General features: G+C 57.8%; 17 protein-coding genes. 5 read left to right on the forward strand and 12 right to left on the reverse strand.

Annotation, left to right across the window (positions count from 1 at the left end; translation table 11 throughout):
• Nucleotides 1–2 precede the first annotated feature (2 nt).
• The 5 genes from G6N74_RS26375 to G6N74_RS26395 are packed head-to-tail and all read right to left on the reverse strand — an operon-like array spanning nt 3 to nt 3,735.
• Nucleotides 3–752, reverse strand: coding sequence for an NIPSNAP family protein (locus G6N74_RS26375; RefSeq protein WP_165120972.1), 750 nt, complete (start codon nt 750–752; stop codon nt 3–5).
• On the reverse strand, nt 749–1,501 hold the full coding sequence (locus G6N74_RS26380) for an NIPSNAP family protein (protein WP_165120973.1): 753 nt from the start codon (nt 1,499–1,501) through the stop codon (nt 749–751). Before G6N74_RS26380 ends, G6N74_RS26375 begins: the two co-directional genes overlap by 4 nt.
• A gap of 39 nt (nt 1,502–1,540) precedes the next feature.
• Entirely contained in the window at nt 1,541–2,002 is a 462-nt protein-coding gene (locus tag G6N74_RS26385) for a nuclear transport factor 2 family protein (RefSeq protein WP_165120974.1), read from the reverse strand.
• Nucleotides 2,003–2,013: 11 nt separating this feature from the next.
• Nucleotides 2,014–2,472 carry a nuclear transport factor 2 family protein gene (locus tag G6N74_RS26390; RefSeq protein WP_165120975.1) on the reverse strand — a complete coding sequence of 153 codons (459 nt, stop codon included), beginning with the start codon at nt 2,470–2,472 and terminating at the stop codon, nt 2,014–2,016.
• Between the two features lie 36 nt (nt 2,473–2,508).
• The gene (locus tag G6N74_RS26395; RefSeq protein WP_165120976.1) at nt 2,509–3,735 is read right to left on the reverse strand and encodes an NAD(P)/FAD-dependent oxidoreductase; all 1,227 of its coding nucleotides are present in this window, start codon (nt 3,733–3,735) and stop codon (nt 2,509–2,511) included.
• A gap of 310 nt (nt 3,736–4,045) precedes the next feature.
• Between G6N74_RS26395 and G6N74_RS26400 the strand changes: the two genes are divergently transcribed.
• The 4 genes from G6N74_RS26400 to G6N74_RS26415 all read left to right on the forward strand — a co-directional run bounded on the left by G6N74_RS26400 (nt 4,046) and on the right by G6N74_RS26415 (nt 7,994).
• Nucleotides 4,046–5,260: a cytochrome P450 gene (locus G6N74_RS26400; protein ID WP_165120977.1), complete on the forward strand. Its 1,215-nt coding sequence runs from the start codon at nt 4,046–4,048 to the stop codon at nt 5,258–5,260.
• A 44-nt stretch (nt 5,261–5,304) separates the two neighbouring features.
• Nucleotides 5,305–6,519 (forward strand): cytochrome P450, encoded by a 1,215-nt coding sequence (locus tag G6N74_RS26405; RefSeq protein ID WP_205826877.1) that lies wholly within the window; start codon nt 5,305–5,307, stop codon nt 6,517–6,519.
• 23 nt (nt 6,520–6,542) lie between these two features.
• Nucleotides 6,543–6,866: a 2Fe-2S iron-sulfur cluster-binding protein gene (locus tag G6N74_RS26410; RefSeq protein WP_165120979.1), complete on the forward strand. Its 324-nt coding sequence runs from the start codon at nt 6,543–6,545 to the stop codon at nt 6,864–6,866.
• Between the two features lie 255 nt (nt 6,867–7,121).
• Nucleotides 7,122–7,994: a helix-turn-helix transcriptional regulator gene (locus G6N74_RS26415; protein WP_165120980.1), complete on the forward strand. Its 873-nt coding sequence runs from the start codon at nt 7,122–7,124 to the stop codon at nt 7,992–7,994.
• Between the two features lie 233 nt (nt 7,995–8,227).
• On the opposite strand, the gene G6N74_RS26420 is transcribed toward G6N74_RS26415, so the two are convergent.
• The 7 genes from G6N74_RS26420 to G6N74_RS26450 form a co-directional block, all read right to left on the reverse strand.
• Nucleotides 8,228–9,523: a TRAP transporter large permease gene (locus G6N74_RS26420; RefSeq protein WP_165120981.1), complete on the reverse strand. Its 1,296-nt coding sequence runs from the start codon at nt 9,521–9,523 to the stop codon at nt 8,228–8,230.
• A gap of 43 nt (nt 9,524–9,566) precedes the next feature.
• Nucleotides 9,567–10,067 carry a TRAP transporter small permease gene (locus tag G6N74_RS26425; RefSeq protein ID WP_165120982.1) on the reverse strand — a complete coding sequence of 167 codons (501 nt, stop codon included), beginning with the start codon at nt 10,065–10,067 and terminating at the stop codon, nt 9,567–9,569.
• Between the two features lie 27 nt (nt 10,068–10,094).
• Nucleotides 10,095–11,126: a TRAP transporter substrate-binding protein gene (locus tag G6N74_RS26430; protein ID WP_165120983.1), complete on the reverse strand. Its 1,032-nt coding sequence runs from the start codon at nt 11,124–11,126 to the stop codon at nt 10,095–10,097.
• Nucleotides 11,127–11,340: 214 nt separating this feature from the next.
• Complete coding sequence (locus G6N74_RS26435; protein WP_165120984.1) at nt 11,341–12,432, reverse strand: TRAP transporter substrate-binding protein; 1,092 nt, start codon at nt 12,430–12,432, stop codon at nt 11,341–11,343.
• Nucleotides 12,429–13,652, reverse strand: a complete 1,224-nt coding sequence (locus G6N74_RS26440; protein WP_165120985.1) for a cytochrome P450 — start codon at nt 13,650–13,652, stop codon at nt 12,429–12,431. Before G6N74_RS26440 ends, G6N74_RS26435 begins: the two co-directional genes overlap by 4 nt.
• 84 nt (nt 13,653–13,736) lie before the next feature.
• Nucleotides 13,737–14,771: a TRAP transporter substrate-binding protein gene (locus G6N74_RS26445; protein ID WP_165120986.1), complete on the reverse strand. Its 1,035-nt coding sequence runs from the start codon at nt 14,769–14,771 to the stop codon at nt 13,737–13,739.
• A 94-nt stretch (nt 14,772–14,865) separates the two neighbouring features.
• Complete coding sequence (locus tag G6N74_RS26450; protein WP_165120987.1) at nt 14,866–15,408, reverse strand: nuclear transport factor 2 family protein; 543 nt, start codon at nt 15,406–15,408, stop codon at nt 14,866–14,868.
• A gap of 210 nt (nt 15,409–15,618) precedes the next feature.
• Here G6N74_RS26450 and wrbA point away from each other — a divergent pair, with 210 nt between their 5' ends.
• On the forward strand, nt 15,619–16,245 hold the full coding sequence (gene wrbA, locus G6N74_RS26455; protein WP_165120988.1) for an NAD(P)H:quinone oxidoreductase: 627 nt from the start codon (nt 15,619–15,621) through the stop codon (nt 16,243–16,245).
• Nucleotides 16,246–16,280: the final 35 nt, after the last annotated feature.

The raw sequence follows: 16,280 nt of genomic DNA on the forward strand, positions 1-16,280 counted from the left end.
ATTCAGGGGCGTGGAGCGAGATTGGCCTGCGGAACTCCGTAGGAAATCGGCCGCATGATGTGAACATCCGTGCCGCGCAGCAATGGCCGGCCGTGAGCGCGCCGCTCGGCTTCGCGGGTGGCTATGATCGCATCATCACTCTGGTGCTCCCGATACGCCTGTTGCATCGTCGTAGCGTCTGGCCATGCAAGTATGGTCACGGCCTGGTTGACGCGTGTGCCGAACCACGTCGCGAACACGCCAAGCACTCTGGCACCGCGAGCAATCAGGAATGGAAGGTCATGCTGCGCCAGCGCTTCATGCGCCTTGTTTGGGTCCTGATTGAGCACATCATGAAAGCGCAGCTCATGCACTCCCTCAATCGGCCCCGAGGCTTTGGTATCCTTGAACTGTGCCCAGACGGGTGAGGGACGCAGAATGAAGATATTCGACCGATCAACCCTTTGTTGCCCGGCATAGTTCGCGCCGAGCTTCTCGATCCATTCGGGGTCTGCATAGAAGCGCTTCCACGCCTGCATGCGCTCGTCGAGATTGGTCCAGGGGAGAATATAGGCATAGAGCGGCGCCAGCGGGCCAGCATGGCTCTCCCAGAAGCCAAGCGGCCTGGGAATGCCGTTTCGTGCGAAGATCGCCGGCACCTGCACACCCATCAGATCGTGAAACTCCGGCATGCGCGTCGGGATCATCTGGTAGAGCCGGAGCTCGTAGTATTCGTCGATTGTAATGGCGGGAGAGAGTTGCGCAGCACTCATCGAGAGACTCCGAAATTGGCTAGCGGGGTATTCCAGGGCATGGGCTCAAGCAGATACTGGTCAAGTGTGCCGATGAGACCCCGGCCGTAACGGGCGAATTCCTTTTGCCTTTGCGCGGCGATTTTTGGGTCGCGATCCATTTCTGACCAGGCGCGATGCTGGGTTTCAAGATCCGGCCACGCAAGCATGGTGACGAACATCGGCCGTTCAGGCCCAATGACCACTTCGAATACGCCAAGCAGGCGCGCGCCAAGCACCTGCAACGCCGGCAGGTCCACTTCGCCGAGAACGTCTGCCGCATGGGCCTGCGATCCATTGAGAACATGCTGGATGCGCATCTCGTGTACGCCACCGACGGGTTGCGAGGCTTCGTCCACGCGCGCCGTTGCCCATGCCGGCGAAGGATCGAGCAGCCAGTTCTCGATGCTGTCGACAAGCGGCATTCCGTCCGTGAGTTCCGCGCGTCGCGCTCGCCAGAACGGATCGGTCCAGAAGCGGGGAAAACGCTCGTCGCGCTGCGTGAGGCTGTCCCACTTCATGATGTAGAGGAACGCCGGTGTACGGCGTCCACTCAGCGCCGTCCAGGATCCGATCGGCTTCGGCACACCATACCGTTCCCACAGCGACTCCGTGTGGACAGGTGGGCCGCCCGGCACATCCGGCGCGCCAGCGATCGCCATGTCGTAGACCAGCGCCAGTTCCGAGGCCATGCGCCCATGCGCGACCGAATAGAAGCGAAATTCATACATGGGCGGCCTCGAAGGTTTTCGAACAGGTTGGATCAGGCGTCAGTGTTTGATGGCGCCATCCCCGACCAGAAAACCCTCGAAGGCTTTCTGGAACACCAGCGGATTGAAATATTCCCTGAGCGAGGCGATCTTGCCGTCGCGAAGGCCGAAGATCATCACGTAGCGTTGATCATAGATGCGACCGGTTTCCGGCACTTCGCTTTTACCATTCGCCTCGACGATCACGCTGTTTCCATCTTCACTTTCATGGATGTCATGAATGGTAAACACATGGCCGCGTCGTTTGGTCAGAACCGTGCGGTAGTGGAAGACAATCCGCTCCTTTCCGCTGAATTCCTTGTCCAGCCCCTTCAGGTCCGGAACAAACGGATTCTCCTGCGTGGCGTCGTCGGTGAAAAGCTCACCCCAGGCGTCGAACTGCTTGGTCATCAGAAGGGTATAGAATTTGAGGATCGTCTCCTCAGTCTTCGTGCGTGGCGACATTTCATCTGCGCGTGGCATTGGCATTCTCCTCAGTGTTTTCCGCCCACGCCGACCGTGAAGCCGTCGAACGCCTTCTGGAAGATGATCGGGTTGAAGTGCTCGCGGTTGAGCACGATCTTGCCGTCGCGCAGCTTGAAGATGAACACATAACGCTGATCGTAGAGGCGACCGGTTTCGCCGACAGTGCTTTTGCCGCGAGCCTCCACCACGATCACGTCGGGATCGGCGGTCTGGTGCAGATGATCGATGTGGAAGACGTGATCCCGGCGATTGGGAATGGATTTGTTGTAATGGCGAAGCAGCGTTTCCTTGCCGTGCCAGGTCGATTCCAGACCGTCAACTCCAGCCGCGAAAGGCATGTCCTGAACGGCGTCATCTGCCCAGAGATCGGCGAAGGCGTTCAGGTCCTTCTTCATCAAATTCTGAAAAAAGCCGAGAACGATTTTCTCATTGTCGTTACGGCCGGTCATTTCATCTGCACGTGGCATTGCTTATCTCTCCTTTATGTCTCGACGGTTCGCGCCTTACCGATTGGCAGCTTCCCAGGCGCGAAGATCGAAGCCCTCCGCTGCTGCGTCCTTGGGCAACAAAGTTGGTTGACGGGCCAGCAGTTTGCGGGCTGCCATGAAGTCTCCGGCCCGGTTGACCGATTCCGTCGCGATGAGGTGTCCGCGCTTGAACAGCAGGATCGTGAAGCTCTTGTCTGAGGGGTTGCCCAGTTTGACGGTGGTGTCATGGCCGGTGGAAAGCCCGACCATCTGGAGTTTCAGGTCACCCTGATCGGTCCAGAACCACGGCACCGCGGCGTAAGGCGCGGCCTTGCCGACAAGCCTGGCCGCAACAGCCCGCCCCTGGTCGGCAGCGTTCTGGACCGATTCCAGCCTGATCGGGCTGCCGGCATGCTGGCTCGGAAACATGGCGCAATCGCCGATGGCGGAGATCGTCGGATCGGAGGTCAGCAGGTAGGAATCGACCTTGATGCCGTTTTCGATGTCGAGCCCGGCCTCTGCGGCGAGTTGCACATTCGGCAGAACGCCGATGCCGAAAACTACAAGATCCGCCGGCAGCTTTCGCCCGCCTGTCAATTCGACGCCGGTGACCTTGCCTTCCGCGCCCTCGATCCGGGTGAGACCCTGGCGGAAATCCAGGTTGATGCCCCAGCCTGTATGTGCGGCGGTGAAGAAATCCGACATTTCCTTCGACACCGCACGGGCCATGGGGCGATCGGCGAGTTCGAGAACATGTACTTGCGCGCCGCCAGCTCGGGCTACCGCCGCGAATTCGAGGCCGATGAAGCCTGCACCAACCACCACGACATTGCGCGCTTGTTTGAGTCTCGACCCCAGCGCATCCGCATCGGCGAGGTCTTTCAGGCCGAAGACGCCATCGAGCTCGGCACCCGGAACTGGAAGCGCTCGGTTATGGGCGCCGGTCGCCAGCACCAGATGATCGTAGTCCAGTGACGATCCCGAGCGAAGCGTCACTCTGCGGTTCGTTCGGTCGAGCGCCGTCACCTGATCGCTGACAAGCTCGATGTGGTTGTCGCAGAAGAATTTTTCGGGGCGGAAGCACAGGCCGGCGACATCCGTTTTGCCAAGCAGATAAGCCTTGGAGAGCGGTGGGCGTTGATAGGGGACGCCCGGCTCGTCGCCGATCAAGGTGACCGCACCTTCAAAACCGTCCTGCCGCAGTGAAGCCGCAGTCTGGAAACCAGCCTGTCCGGCACCGGCAATTACGATTGATTTGAGCATGCTTGTTTCATTGGTGTGATACGGGCTTTCGGTCGGGAGCGCGAAAGAAAACGGCCATACGAATTTCCTATGGACTGTTCCTTTGACATGTCGTTGCATGGCGGGTGTATCCCTCCCATGAGGGACGGATGCTCCAAGCGCTACAAGAGAAGCGTGGTTTCCCGCGGCAGTCGTAATCCCCAAGAGGGGGGACAGACCGCGTGGACGCGTTCTCGCTATGCTGTTGGAAGGTGGCTTTTCTCGAAAACGCCATTCGATCTAAGCGCTTCGTTTGACGAGCGCAGAACGGATGAGGAATCGGAGACTTTGAATGACTGCAGTGGTGGATAGGAACAGGCTAATGGAGGCGCCGGTTCTCGATATCGATCCTTATGCGACCGATGTACTCAAAAACCCTTATCCGTTTCACGAAGAGCTGCGCGAGACTGGACCGGTCGCGCTGATAAAGCCGCACGGCGTCTATGCCGTCGGACGGCATGTGGAAGCATCGGAAGTGCTGAACGATCCCGTTCGCTTCACTGCGTCGGGAGGCATCGGCATTCAGGACATCCGCAAGCCAGGTGAATTCCGTGTGCCGAACCGGCTGCTGGAGAACGACCCGCCAAGCCACACCAACATCCGCGGCGTGCTGTCGAGGTTGCTTTCGCCTATCGTCATTCGTGGATGGCGCGAGCAATTCGAATCTGAAGCGAAGAAGGTTGTGGCGCAGATCGTCGAGATGGGGGAATTCGATGGTGTCGAAAATCTTGCCGAAGAGTATGTTCTCCGGGTGTTTCCGGATGCGCTCGGCGTCAAGCTGCCACGAAAGAATGTGCTTGCCATCGGCGAAATGCGCTTCAACCAAAGCGGCCCCCAGAACGAACTCTACAGAATCGCGATGGAGAAGGCGCAGCCCTATCTCGAATGGTTTGAGAGCAGTACGCAGCGTGAAAACGTAACGCCTGGCTCAATCAGCGAAACGCTTTTCGTCTGCGAGGACAAGGGCGAAATAGAGCCGGGCATTGCTTCCAACATGGTGCGTTCCTTTATCGGCGGCGGCACCGATTCTACGATTACGGGCATTGGCCATACTCTTAATCTGCTCGCGCAGAACCCTGATCAATGGGCGGAACTGAAAGCCAACCCGAACAAGGTGAAGTCGGCCTTCGAGGAGGCTTTGCGCATGGAAACGCCATTCCAGGTGACGTATCGCACCACGACGGGCGAAACCGAGCTTTCCGGCGTAAGGCTTGAACCCGATACCAAGATCGGCGTTTTCCTTGGGGCGGCAAATCGTGACCCGCGCAAATGGCCAAACCCCGACAAGTTCGATGTATCGCGTGATACGGCAGGCATTCATGTCGGTTTCGGTGTTGGCGCCCATATCTGCATCGGACAGATGATCGCGCGGCTGGAGGCGGAGGCTATCCTCAGGGCGGTCGTCGAAGCTGTTGACAGGCTGGAGCCCGCCGGCGCCCCACGCTTCCGTCCGATCAACCAGATGCGTCAACTCGACTATCTGCCGTTGCGTGCGATCAGCGGGTGAGTATGCACACCAAAGCCCAGGCCGATTTGCGAAAGAGAAATGAAATGACCAATACATCAGCCGCGACGAGCCTGCCTGAGGCACCGGTTCTCGACATCGATCCCTTCTCAGACGAGAACATCGAGAATCCTTATGAATTCCACCGGATACTTCGTGAGACCGCGCCGGTAGTCTTCATCGAGAAGTACAACATGTACGCGGTCGGCCGCTATGAAGCGGTGCGCACGGTGATGAGCGACTTTGAGCGTTTTACCTCCGAGGGAGGGGTTGGTCTTTCTGACATTCGCAAGCCTGGCGCCTGGCGCACCGCCAGTCCCATCACCGAAATCGATCCTCCACGCCACACGAAGGTCCGCGGTGCGCTCACCAAGGTGATTTCGCCGATCGTTATCCGCCAATGGCGGGAGGTGTTCGCGGCGGAGGCGGAGAAAATTGCCGACCGGGTCGTCGAGCAAGGCGAGATAGAAGCCGTGCACGACCTCGTGGAAGCCTTCATTCTGAAGGCTTTTCCCGACGTTCTCGGTGTCGACATGCCGCGTGAGAATTTTCTCGATATCGGCGAGATGAACTTCAACCAGATCGGCCCGAACAACGAGCTGCTTAAGAAGTCACTCGAGAAGGTAGAGCCAATCCTGCCTGCTTTTCAGCGAGCCTTCCAGCGCGAGGCGATGCTGCCGGGTGGGTTTGGCGAGAAGATTTTCGAAGCCGAAGACAAGGGTGAGTTCGAAGCTGGCACTGCCGGCCCCCATGTGCGCTCCTTCCTGCGCGCGGGTGTGGACACCACGATCGCCGGCATTGGTCACACGCTCAACCTTCTGGCCCAAAATCCTGGCGAGTGGGAGAAGATCAAGGCCGATCCAACAAAAGTGCGTGGCGCCTTCGACGAAGCGATCCGCCTGCAGTCTCCTTCGCAGGTCATGTTCCGCACCACCGTTCGGGATACGGATCTTGACGGTTACCGTATGGCAGGCGACGTCAAGGTCGGCTCCTTCCTGGGTGCGGCCAATCGTGATCAGCGCAAGTTCGTTGACCCCGATCGCTTCGATGTCGATCGCGAGAGCGCCGGCGTCCATCTGGCACTGGGTGTCGGGCATCACATCTGCATCGGACAAATGATCGCTCGGCTGGAAGCGGAGTGCATTCTGGGCGCGGTCGCCCGTCGGGTGAAGCGCATAGAGCTCACCGGTGAACCGAGATATCGCCTGGTCAATACCTTGCGAACCTTGGAGCACCTGCCGCTGCGCTTGGTGGCAGCTTGAAAACATAGAAGAAGGTTTCCAATATGCCGAAAGTTACATTCATCAATCCTGACGAAACGCGCGTGGAACTGGAGGTTCCTGTCGGGACGAGCCTGATGCGAGCAGCGACGGCGCATGGGCTCGACGGCATAGTCGGCGATTGCGGCGGGGGGCTTACCTGTGCAACCTGTCATGTTCTCGTTCAGGAAGAGTTTCTGCCCAACACACCCTCCATGACGCCGAACGAAGAGCAGATGCTGGATTTCACCGCCATGGGCAGGCAGATCAACAGCCGCCTGAGTTGCCAACTCGTCATGACCGAGGAACTCGATGGCTTGACCGTGCGTATCGCAGATCCCCAACTCTAAGCCCTCTCTTCGCACCAAAACGACGGCTCGCTTCCCGGTGAAGCGGGCCGTCGTTTTTTCAGGCTTCGAAGTCCGCTTGAACCTGGTGGAAACGTAACCGCTTGCGTGTGGTTTCTTCTGCATTTTTTCGAGCATCGAAAGATGTGTGCGATGCGCAAATGGCGAAAGTTGGTGATTTTTGTCATGTTTATTTTTTGACTAATATCCTTGAATAACAGATAGTTATAAGTACCGCACTGCAATATTGTTTTCATATTGCAGTATTTTCATTTTGAAAGTAATGTCATTTGCAAGCAATTGGAATTGCAGGGAGGAAACGCAATGACCGCAGCGCCCTTGGCTAGGGATTCACTATCTGATCGACCCGAAAAACCGGAGGCTCCGTCGCTTTCCGAAATAGTAGAAGCCATCGGCCGAGAGGGGTTCGCCGAGCAGGTTCTCGATTATCTCAACCGGTACATCGGCGCTGATCATTGTGCGATTTTTCAGCTGAAGAACTACGAACTCTCCGAGGTGGCGTCTGCCAGCCTGGTCGGCGCGGCGATGATGCCGAAATCGGATCTGACTTCCTATGAAGTCAAGCGCCAGTTAAGCCAGGTCGGATCGTCTGGCGCGCGCGTTGACGTTTGCAACATTACGGGCACGGAGAACACGCGGGGCATTGGCAAACGCCAGCGCATCATGATTTGCGAGCAAAAAGCTAATGCGTCCTACTGCTTACGCATATTGCGCTCAGCACAACGTGAAAGCCTCTCCGAACCGCAGGTCGAATATCTCCGGCTCATCGCACACCTTTTGATTTCATTCGTGGCGCGGCATGTCGATCTGTTCGAGCGCAAGCCAAACCTCACGCCGGCATTGACTTCGCTCGACGAGATCCAGAGCTGTGTGATCAGTGCCACCGACCTCTCGCGCCGCGAAGGCGAGGTTTGCGCGCGTATTCTCTACGGCCTTTCCTCCTGCGGCATCGCGCTCGATCTCGGCATAGGCAAGGAAAGCGTGATGACCTATCGCAAGCGCGCCTATCAGCGCCTCGGCATCGGAAGCCAGCGCGAGCTGCTTATGTGGTATCTCGCGCTCTGGAGCGCTTTGCATGGCGGCAATACAGGTGCAGTTGCGGTTAACTAGCAGTATTTTCAGTCAGACCCCGGCTTGAGCCCGATGTATTTGCATCGGGCTTTTTTGTCCTTGGGAAAAGGCTCTTCAAGGCTGATGCAAGAGCAGGTGACAGGGTCGTGCGGCGATGACGGAAGCAGGCCATTGTCAATGATGGGGACCTGTTTCTCTCCAACCGGAAGCGTCAAAGGCCGGCGCCCTTTTGTGAGGCGCCGGCCTTTGGTCTTGGGGTAAATGATGCTTGCTCAGCCGAAGAACAACCCCGGCAGATACAGTGACAGGATGGGGAAGGCTGCAATGACAAAGACGCGGATAATGTCGACAGCGACGAAGGGCACAATACCGCGCATGATTGTTGTGATGGGTATTTCGGGTGCGAAGGATCGCACGACGAAGAGGTTCACGCCGACCGGCGGCGCGATCATGCCGAGTTCGCAAAGTACGATGACAAGAACGCCGAACCAGATGGGATCGTAGCCGAGACCGGTCACAATCGGGAAGAAGAGCGGAACGGTCAGAAGCATCATCGACAGCTCTTCCATCAGCGCACCGAGCACAATGTAAATCAGGCAGATGACGATAATGACGGTGAAGGGCGAAAAGCCGGAGTCCTGGACGAAGGAGAGGAGAGCTGTGTGAGCGCCGGTGTAGTTCAGAAATTCAGTGAAGATCAGCGCCCCGATCAACAGTCCGAAGATCACGGCCGTGGCCTGGGCGCTATCCAGCAGGATCTCATAGAGCGTGTTGATGGTGAGGCGCCCGCGCAGCAATGCCAGCACGAAGGCACCGAAGGCACCGATGCCGGCTGCCTCTGTGGCCGTGAATGTGCCGGAGTAGATGCCGCCCAGCACAAGTGCGAACAGGATCAATACTGGCCATATGTTGAGCGTAGCCGCCAGCTTCTCCTGCGTTGAGGAGGGATGTGAGGGGGGCGCCGCCTGGGGGTCGCGCCATGCGGTCCAGCGTACGGCTGCTATATATCCAAGGATACCGAGCACGCCTGGAATAAGAGCGGCAGCATAGAGTTTGCCGATATGGGTCTCGGTCATGATGCCGTAGATAACCAGCAACACGCTCGGCGGAATGATGATGCCGAGCGTTGCGCCGGATGCGATCGTCGCCGCGCTGAGGCTGTCCTTATAACCGAAGGCGCGCATCGAAGGCAGTGCCACCTTGCCCATGGTAACGACTGTTGCGACGCTTGATCCGCAGACCATGGCGAAGCCGCCACAGGACAGCACCGTTGCGCTGGCAAGACCAGCCCGGCGGGCACCGAGAAACGCCTGGGCTGCCCGGTAGAGCTCTTTCGAAACGCCTGTGCCTGCGATGAAATTGCCCATCAGGATGAAGAGCGGAATCACCACCATGGAATAGGACATGGCGGCGTCGCGTGTGGTCAACGCCATCATGACGGAGGACTGCTTCCACCCGATGAGAAGGCCGAAGCCAATGAAGCCGGTAAGCCCCAATGCGACGGCAATGGGAACGCGGAAAAAAATCATGATGAACGACAGCAGAAACCCTGCGCCTGCAGCAACCATGGAGGTATCCTTACCTGTCTAGTGAGAACGCACCTTTCCCGTGTCACACGGTGAAGGACAGTTCCTCGGTTTCCGACTTGGGTTCAGGTATTTCGAAAGCCTTTGGAATCGTGAGCAGAAAGGCGATGCCATTGACGATCGCCAGCAATGCCAGGAGATAAAGAATAGGGCCGACGGGAATATGCAGCGACGGCGTTGCGTCGGCATAGCCGATAGCCTTTTGCCCCAGAATGTAGATTTGCCAGCCGATGAGAAAGAACATCGCTGCGCTAAGAAGGGCCGCCGCGACGTTCATGATACCCCGCAAGACAGGCGAAGTGATCGCGTCGATCAGATCAATCACAATATGCTTCTGCCGGAAGGCGACCTGCGGCAACATCAGGAAGATGATGCCGGCCAGCATCAGCTCGGTCACTTCCGACGCGCCGGTGAGCGGATGGTTCAGGACGTTCCTGCCAAAGACATCGACGAAAGTGAGAAGCATGAGGAGGAAGAGCAGGCACGACGTAGCGATGCCTGTTATCTTTTCGAGGCGGGCGAACATGGCGGATTTTCCCTTTCGTACCGAGGTCTATTCGGTCTTCTGCTCGGCAGCCGCAACTTCGGCTCGCAGTTCAGCGAGCACTGCGGCGGGATCGGCAAGACCCTTTTCCTTGGCGATCTGGATCCAGCGTTCGTCCAGGGGCGACAGTGCCTTCTTCAAATCCTCGATGAAATCCGGGCTGGCGGTTTCGAGGGCAAGCGTTGGCGTAGCCTTCATCGTTTCCAGGCCGTCGGCATCGGCGTTGTAGAAGGTGAGCCCCATGGCCTCGGCAAGCTTTTCATGAGAGACCGCGTTGATCGCCTGTTGATCCTGTGGCGAAATCCTGCCCCAAGTGTCGGAGTTGACGATGACAGCCAGCGTAGCGTGGTAGATGCCGCCCGGGATGAGCGTTCCGAATTTCATCAGGTCGATCATTTTCATATTCTTCAGTGTTTCGGACTGGCTGAGACTGCCATCGATCACGCCGGTCGAAAGCATTTCGAACGCTTCGTTCGATGCTTTGAGGATAGGCACCGCACCGACCATGTTAAGCAATTCGGTTGTGACTGGTCCGGTTGCGCGAAGCTTCAAACCCTTGAAATCATCGACGGATTTTACCGGCCGGCTGCGCGTGAAAACGTGACCGGGCCCGTTTGAATAGATGCTCATCACTTCGACGCCGGCAAATTCGTCGAGCCCGGCCATGTGCTTGCGGTACATGCGGTTGAAGGCAGGTGCGAGTATACGTGTATCGTCGCCGAGAAACGGAAGCTCACCGATTTCGGCAACCGGGAACCTGCCCGGCGTATATCCGGGAACGATAAAAGAGACGTCGGCAAGACCGTCGCGGATGACGTCGAACTGACTTTGCGCAGTGCCTACGACCTTTGGCAAAATCTCGACCTTGACGCGACCCTCCGTGATCTTCTCGATCTCCTGGAACCAGGGATACATCGCATTTTGGTTCACATGGTGTGCGGCAGGCAGCCACGACGAATAGCGCAGCGTCACATTTTCAGCGAGGGCTGTGGTGACGAGCGATATGCTGGCCACCAAGCCGAGCCCGATAATCCTGCTCATATGCATGTTTGTTCTCCTCCGGTTATTCCGAGAGTGAGCCGTTCCCGGCGGCATACGGCTCCCGGCAAGTCTTTTTGTTGGAGTTTGATTACCAGCTTCGGTGGCGAAGCTGTGTCACTCGCGCCGGGGACAGGCCAACGGCCGGTCCATTTGCGCGGTGGAAATAGAAAAGGTCTCTGATGCTTGCAGAAATACCGGGCCTATCTCCCGGCTTCTATTGAGCCGAATTGTGGGCAGCAGCAATTCCGGAGCGAAAATCCGCCAGAATGGCGGCGGGATCAGCAACGCCCTTGGCTTTTGCCCGCTCGATCCAATCATCCTCGATCGGTTTGACAACCGCCTGGAACTCTTTCACGAAGTTCGCGTCCACGTGGTCGATCTTGTAGCCAGCATCTTCCATAGCCTTCATCGCGACCATTTCGTTGTCCTGAAAGCCCTTGCCGATGGATGGCCCGAGCTTCTCGGTGGTGACAGCTTCGATCGCCTTCTGGTCGACCTCCGAAATCTCGGCCCATTTGTCTGGGTTGATGGCGACGATGTGTGCGGAATTCGACATGCCGCCGGGAATGATGGTGCCATATTTCATCAGTGGTGCCATATTGTTGACGACGACTGTATCAGCCTGCGTAATTTGCCCATCGATTGCCCCGGTCGACAGCAATTCGTAAGCTTCCATCGAAGATTTCAGGATGGGCACGGCGCCGACACGATTCATCGTTGCGGTGATGAAAGTGTTGGGGCTGCGCAGCTTCAGCCCCTTGAAATCAGCGACTGTCCTGATCGGATGTTTCGCGTTGAAAGGTTGCACCGGAGTGATGTTGTAGACGGCGAGCATCTTTACGCCTGCAAACTCGTCCAAAGGCAGAAAATGCTTGCGGTAGCTCTGTTCAAACACCCGCGCCATGGTCGATGCGTCATCTCCCAGAAGGGGCAGTTCCCCCATCTCTATCAACGGGAATCTGCCTGGCGTGTAGGCTGGAATAATGAACGACATGTCGGCCAATCCGTCCCTCACGACGTCGAACTGGCTGAGCGCGGTTCCGACTGTCTTCGGTAGCATTTCCACCTTGACGCGCCCTTCGGTCGCCTTCTCGATTTCGGCAAACCACGGGAGGAACTGCTTCTGGTTTAGCCAGTGATTGACCGGCAACCAGGACGAATAGCGGATCGTCACGTCCTGCGAAAATGCGCAAGTCGCGCTCATCGAAAGGCAAAACGCTATGGTCAGCTTAAGAATGCTCTTCATCTCTTTCTCCCTACAGCGTCTGCGTTTTTTCTCTTGAAATTGGGCGCTGCTATCGATCACGCAGCCAGGTCTCTCGTTATACGCAGGGGCAGCCGGCCCAGCATTCGCATCTGGTTGATGGGCCGATATGTGGGCTCTCCCGTGAGCTTCAGCGACTTCGCGCCCCGGATGAGCGCGGTCAGAATTGCGTCGGCTTCCAGGCGCGCAATCATCTGGCCGACGCAATTGTGGTCAGCGACGCCGAAGCCCAGATAGTTGCCCACAGTTTCTCGTGAGATGTCGTAGCGGTCCGGGCTTTCCCACCGGCGCGGGTCGCGATTGGCCGAGCCGATCAACACCGTTACCTTCGTATCTCCAGCGAGACGATAGTCGCCGAGATGCGTATCGCGGATCGTCGTGCGCCAGGTGAACTGGAACGGCATATCCATGCGTATCGCTTCCTCGAATGCTGGGCGAACCTTCTTCAGATCGGCTTTGACAAGCGCAAACTGATCCGGATTGCGCGCCAGATGATGGAGCGCATGGCCGATCGCGCTGATCGTGGAATCGACACCACCCCCAACAAAGGATCGAACGATATTGGATGCTACCCCTTCGTCGAGCTGTCCTGCCTCTTCAGCCTCGAACAGAAGGTCCGCGATCGATCCGGGAACGACGCTGCGACGCTGGCAGGCTTCCTCGTACCATTCGAGGAACGGCTCGGCCTCCTTCATTGCCTTGTCGTAAAGCTCGTTATGTGGACCGCTTTGATTGAAACGCATCTCGGCGATCGCCAGCGCTTCCTTGCGCTTTAGCTTGACGCCGACGGCAGCCGGAAAAGCTGAGATGACATATGGCTCGGTCACCTCGTTCACTGCCTCGAAATCACCCTTGGCCAGCATTTCATCTGCCACAACCTGCGCTTGCGTCTCGAAGAATTCGCGCATCTTGCGAATGACGAGTGGCGACATCGCGCGCGTCACAACAGACCTGATATGCGTATGCAGTGGCGGGTCGACTTCCTGAAGGCGGCTCGGGATGCGGAATTTTCCCGGCTTGCGGATATCCTGCATGCTGGTGCCGGCGCCTGTCATGAAGCGCGAATAGTCGGACAGGACGGTCTTGCATTCCTCATGACGGCCGACCGCGTACATGTCGTACTTCTTCAACCAAACGATCGGCCCGGCTTCCCGAAGTGCATGGTGCATCGGGTACGGATCAATGAGGTTCTCGATCGACCACGGGTCCCAGTCAAAGACCGGAGGATCGAGCGTCGCAACCGGTTCCGTGGCAACTGACATCAAATTTCCTCCTTGATCATTTTGCGGCGCGAAAGTTCCGAGCGTCGAGCGAACGCGACCGGTGGACTAACCGCCTTCCGGGCCTCAGTTTCCTGATTTAGTTGCACTGGCGAAATCGGCGCGGAACTCGGCCAAAGCCGAAGCGGGATCTGCAACACCCTTCGCCTTGGCAGCCTCGACCCATTCGGTCTCGACCGGCTTGAGTGAACCCTTGATCCGGGCAAGTACGTCGGGGCTGACCTCGTCTATCGTGTAACCGGCCTTCTTCATGGCATCGAAGGCGAGCTGATTTTGCGTCACGTAAGCGTCGCCAACGGTGCGAGCGAGCTTCTCGCCGGAGATAGCCAGAATAGCTTTCTGGTCTTCCGGAGAGATTTCAGCCCATTTGTCTGGATTGATGATCATCAGATGCACGGTGTTGAAGAAACCACCGGGGATCACCGTGAAATACTTCAGCAGGTCGAGCGCATTGGTTCCGATAACCGTCTCGGGAATCATCAGGCTCCCGTCTATCGCGCCTGTCGAGAGCATCTCGAAGGCTTCTGTCGATGATTTCAGGATCGGTACGGCGCCTAAAAGCGTCAGGGACTTTGTGGCGACTTCGGAGGCGCTGCGCAGTTTGAGACCTTTGAAATCTTCGAGCACGCTCACCTGACGCGTCCTGGTCGCTACGTGCCCGGGGCTCGCAGCGTAGATAGCCAGAACCTCGACGCCTTTGAATTCGTCGTATTGGGCAAGGTTCTTCGTGTAGGCACGGTGGAATGCCGGACTGATTTCGGCAGTATCGCCGTTGAACGGCAGTTCACCCATCTCGGCAAGCTTGAAACGTCCAGGTGTGTAGCCGGCGACGATCCAGCTCATGTCGGCCAGCCCGTCGCGCACCACGTCGAACTGGCTTGCGGCTGTACCCACGACCTTCGGCAGTATTTCGACTTTGACCCGCCCTTCGGTGACTTTCTCGATCTCTTCCAGGTATGGAACGAGCGAGCCGCCTACCAGCCAATGCGTCGTTGGGAGCCAGGACGAGTATCGGATTGTCACGGTATCTGCAAACGCTGCAGTCGTTGCCAGTGCCAACGCAAGCGCGCCGGCCAGGCCGGCGAGTCTCTTCATGAACATTTTTCTTTTCCTCCCCTGTCGCACGTCCGCGGTGAAGGATGCAGCTGACAAGCCGCGGTCGTCTGTCCCTCCGGGAGTGACATTCGGTGTTGGATCAGTCGATCGGACCGCGTTTGAACAAGGGCAGTTCGCGGTAAGAAACATCATCAGATCCCGGCAGGCTTGGCCGCAGGATCATGTGCCGGGGCTGGGTCGGGTCGACAGGAGTGGCCTGCGTCTCCTTCATCCAGTCGCGCGTGACACCTCGATATGAGATGCGCCAGACGCCCTCACGTCGTTCGTAGCGATTGAAGGTTCGCGAGGCGGCCGTTATTTCTTCCCCGTTCGGACGGCGGTGGTAGGAGATGCGGTGCACCTCGCTCTGTGCTTCGTCGCCTTCGACCTTGTACCACTCGTTGAGAACGTAATGAGCGGTGACTTCGAACTGGTGCAGATAGTCAGCAAAGATATAGTCGACCCATTGATAGCCTGTGCCATACCAGGCCTCGCCGTGGTCCTCGATCGCGTCCTCGAAGAAGATCGATCGGATAAGATCAGGGTCGCGCCGGTCGATGCCCCGGCAATAGGCCATTTCCAACTCATGCAGCCGCTCCTTGACCAGAAGCTTTTCGAGACCTTCCTGTCTGGATGCGTCCATGCATTGCTCCTGAGGTACGGGACTGTTGCAAAGTCGGTCGCGCTAACAGCACGTGATCCAATTCGATGGCAGCACACATTGCGAACAGAAAAGCGTCTGTCCCCGCTCATAGGTGCATTGTGATGGAAAACCGACGCCTACGGTCGATCTATTGGACGTTGCGAGCTTCGACGCAGGCGCGCGGAACGGCAGACTTCATGGAGCAGGTATTTGGCCAAGATTGCGATCATCTATTACAGCAGCACCGGCAAGAACCATCAATTGGCGCTGGCCGTGGAGGAGGGAGCCCGTTCGGTCGGGGCCGAGACGCGTGTCCGCAAGGTGCGCGAACTGGCGCCCGACAGCGCCATCGACACGCGCCCCGACTGGCGCGCACATGTGGAAGCGACAAAACACCTTCCCGAGGCTGAACTTGCCGATCTCGAATGGGCAGACGGTTTCGTCTTCGGCACCCCGACCCGTTTCGGCCTTCCCGCAGCACAGTTGAAGCAGTTTCTGGACCAGACTGGTGGGCTATGGGCTCAAGGAAAGCTCCAGGACAAGCCGGTCAGTGTATTCGGCGGTGCCAGCAATCAGCATGGCGGCCAGGAGTCCACGCTGCTGGTGCTCAACAATGTGTTCTACCACTGGGGCGCAATCATCGTCCCGACGGGCTATACCGATCCCACTTTGCGAGTCGCTGGCGGAAACCCATATGGCGTGAGCTTCACCGATCCGAAAAGCGAGCCGCTGCCTGTGGAGACGATCGAGGCTGCGCGGTATCTGGGCAAGCGAATAGCCCGCTTCGCCGAAGTGCTCTCCCAGGGGCGCAATGCGCTCAGCGGCAAATCGGCCTGAGCATGGCGATGCCGAAGCGCACCGGGAATTCAGCG

It is taken from the genome of Mesorhizobium zhangyense (assembly GCF_011045115.1).
In the GTDB taxonomy this organism is placed as follows: domain Bacteria; phylum Pseudomonadota; class Alphaproteobacteria; order Rhizobiales; family Rhizobiaceae; genus Mesorhizobium_M; species Mesorhizobium_M zhangyense.

What these genes read in the sequence shown, in the direction of transcription:
- G6N74_RS26375 (WP_165120972.1), bottom strand. Translation starts at nt 752, where the DNA reads ATGAGTGCTGCGCAACTCTCTCCCGCCATTACAATCGACGAATACTAC.
- G6N74_RS26430 (WP_165120983.1), bottom strand. Translation starts at nt 11,126, where the DNA reads ATGAGCAGGATTATCGGGCTCGGCTTGGTGGCCAGCATATCGCTCGTC.
- G6N74_RS26385 (WP_165120974.1), bottom strand. Translation starts at nt 2,002, where the DNA reads ATGCCACGCGCAGATGAAATGTCGCCACGCACGAAGACTGAGGAGACG.
- G6N74_RS26405 (WP_205826877.1), top strand. Translation starts at nt 5,305, where the DNA reads ATGACCAATACATCAGCCGCGACGAGCCTGCCTGAGGCACCGGTTCTC.
- G6N74_RS26420 (WP_165120981.1), bottom strand. Translation starts at nt 9,523, where the DNA reads ATGGTTGCTGCAGGCGCAGGGTTTCTGCTGTCGTTCATCATGATTTTT.
- G6N74_RS26380 (WP_165120973.1), bottom strand. Translation starts at nt 1,501, where the DNA reads ATGTATGAATTTCGCTTCTATTCGGTCGCGCATGGGCGCATGGCCTCG.
- G6N74_RS26450 (WP_165120987.1), bottom strand. Translation starts at nt 15,408, where the DNA reads ATGGACGCATCCAGACAGGAAGGTCTCGAAAAGCTTCTGGTCAAGGAG.
- G6N74_RS26445 (WP_165120986.1), bottom strand. Translation starts at nt 14,771, where the DNA reads ATGTTCATGAAGAGACTCGCCGGCCTGGCCGGCGCGCTTGCGTTGGCA.
- G6N74_RS26395 (WP_165120976.1), bottom strand. Translation starts at nt 3,735, where the DNA reads ATGCTCAAATCAATCGTAATTGCCGGTGCCGGACAGGCTGGTTTCCAG.
- G6N74_RS26425 (WP_165120982.1), bottom strand. Translation starts at nt 10,067, where the DNA reads ATGTTCGCCCGCCTCGAAAAGATAACAGGCATCGCTACGTCGTGCCTG.
- G6N74_RS26440 (WP_165120985.1), bottom strand. Translation starts at nt 13,652, where the DNA reads ATGTCAGTTGCCACGGAACCGGTTGCGACGCTCGATCCTCCGGTCTTT.
- G6N74_RS26390 (WP_165120975.1), bottom strand. Translation starts at nt 2,472, where the DNA reads ATGCCACGTGCAGATGAAATGACCGGCCGTAACGACAATGAGAAAATC.
- G6N74_RS26400 (WP_165120977.1), top strand. Translation starts at nt 4,046, where the DNA reads ATGACTGCAGTGGTGGATAGGAACAGGCTAATGGAGGCGCCGGTTCTC.
- G6N74_RS26410 (WP_165120979.1), top strand. Translation starts at nt 6,543, where the DNA reads ATGCCGAAAGTTACATTCATCAATCCTGACGAAACGCGCGTGGAACTG.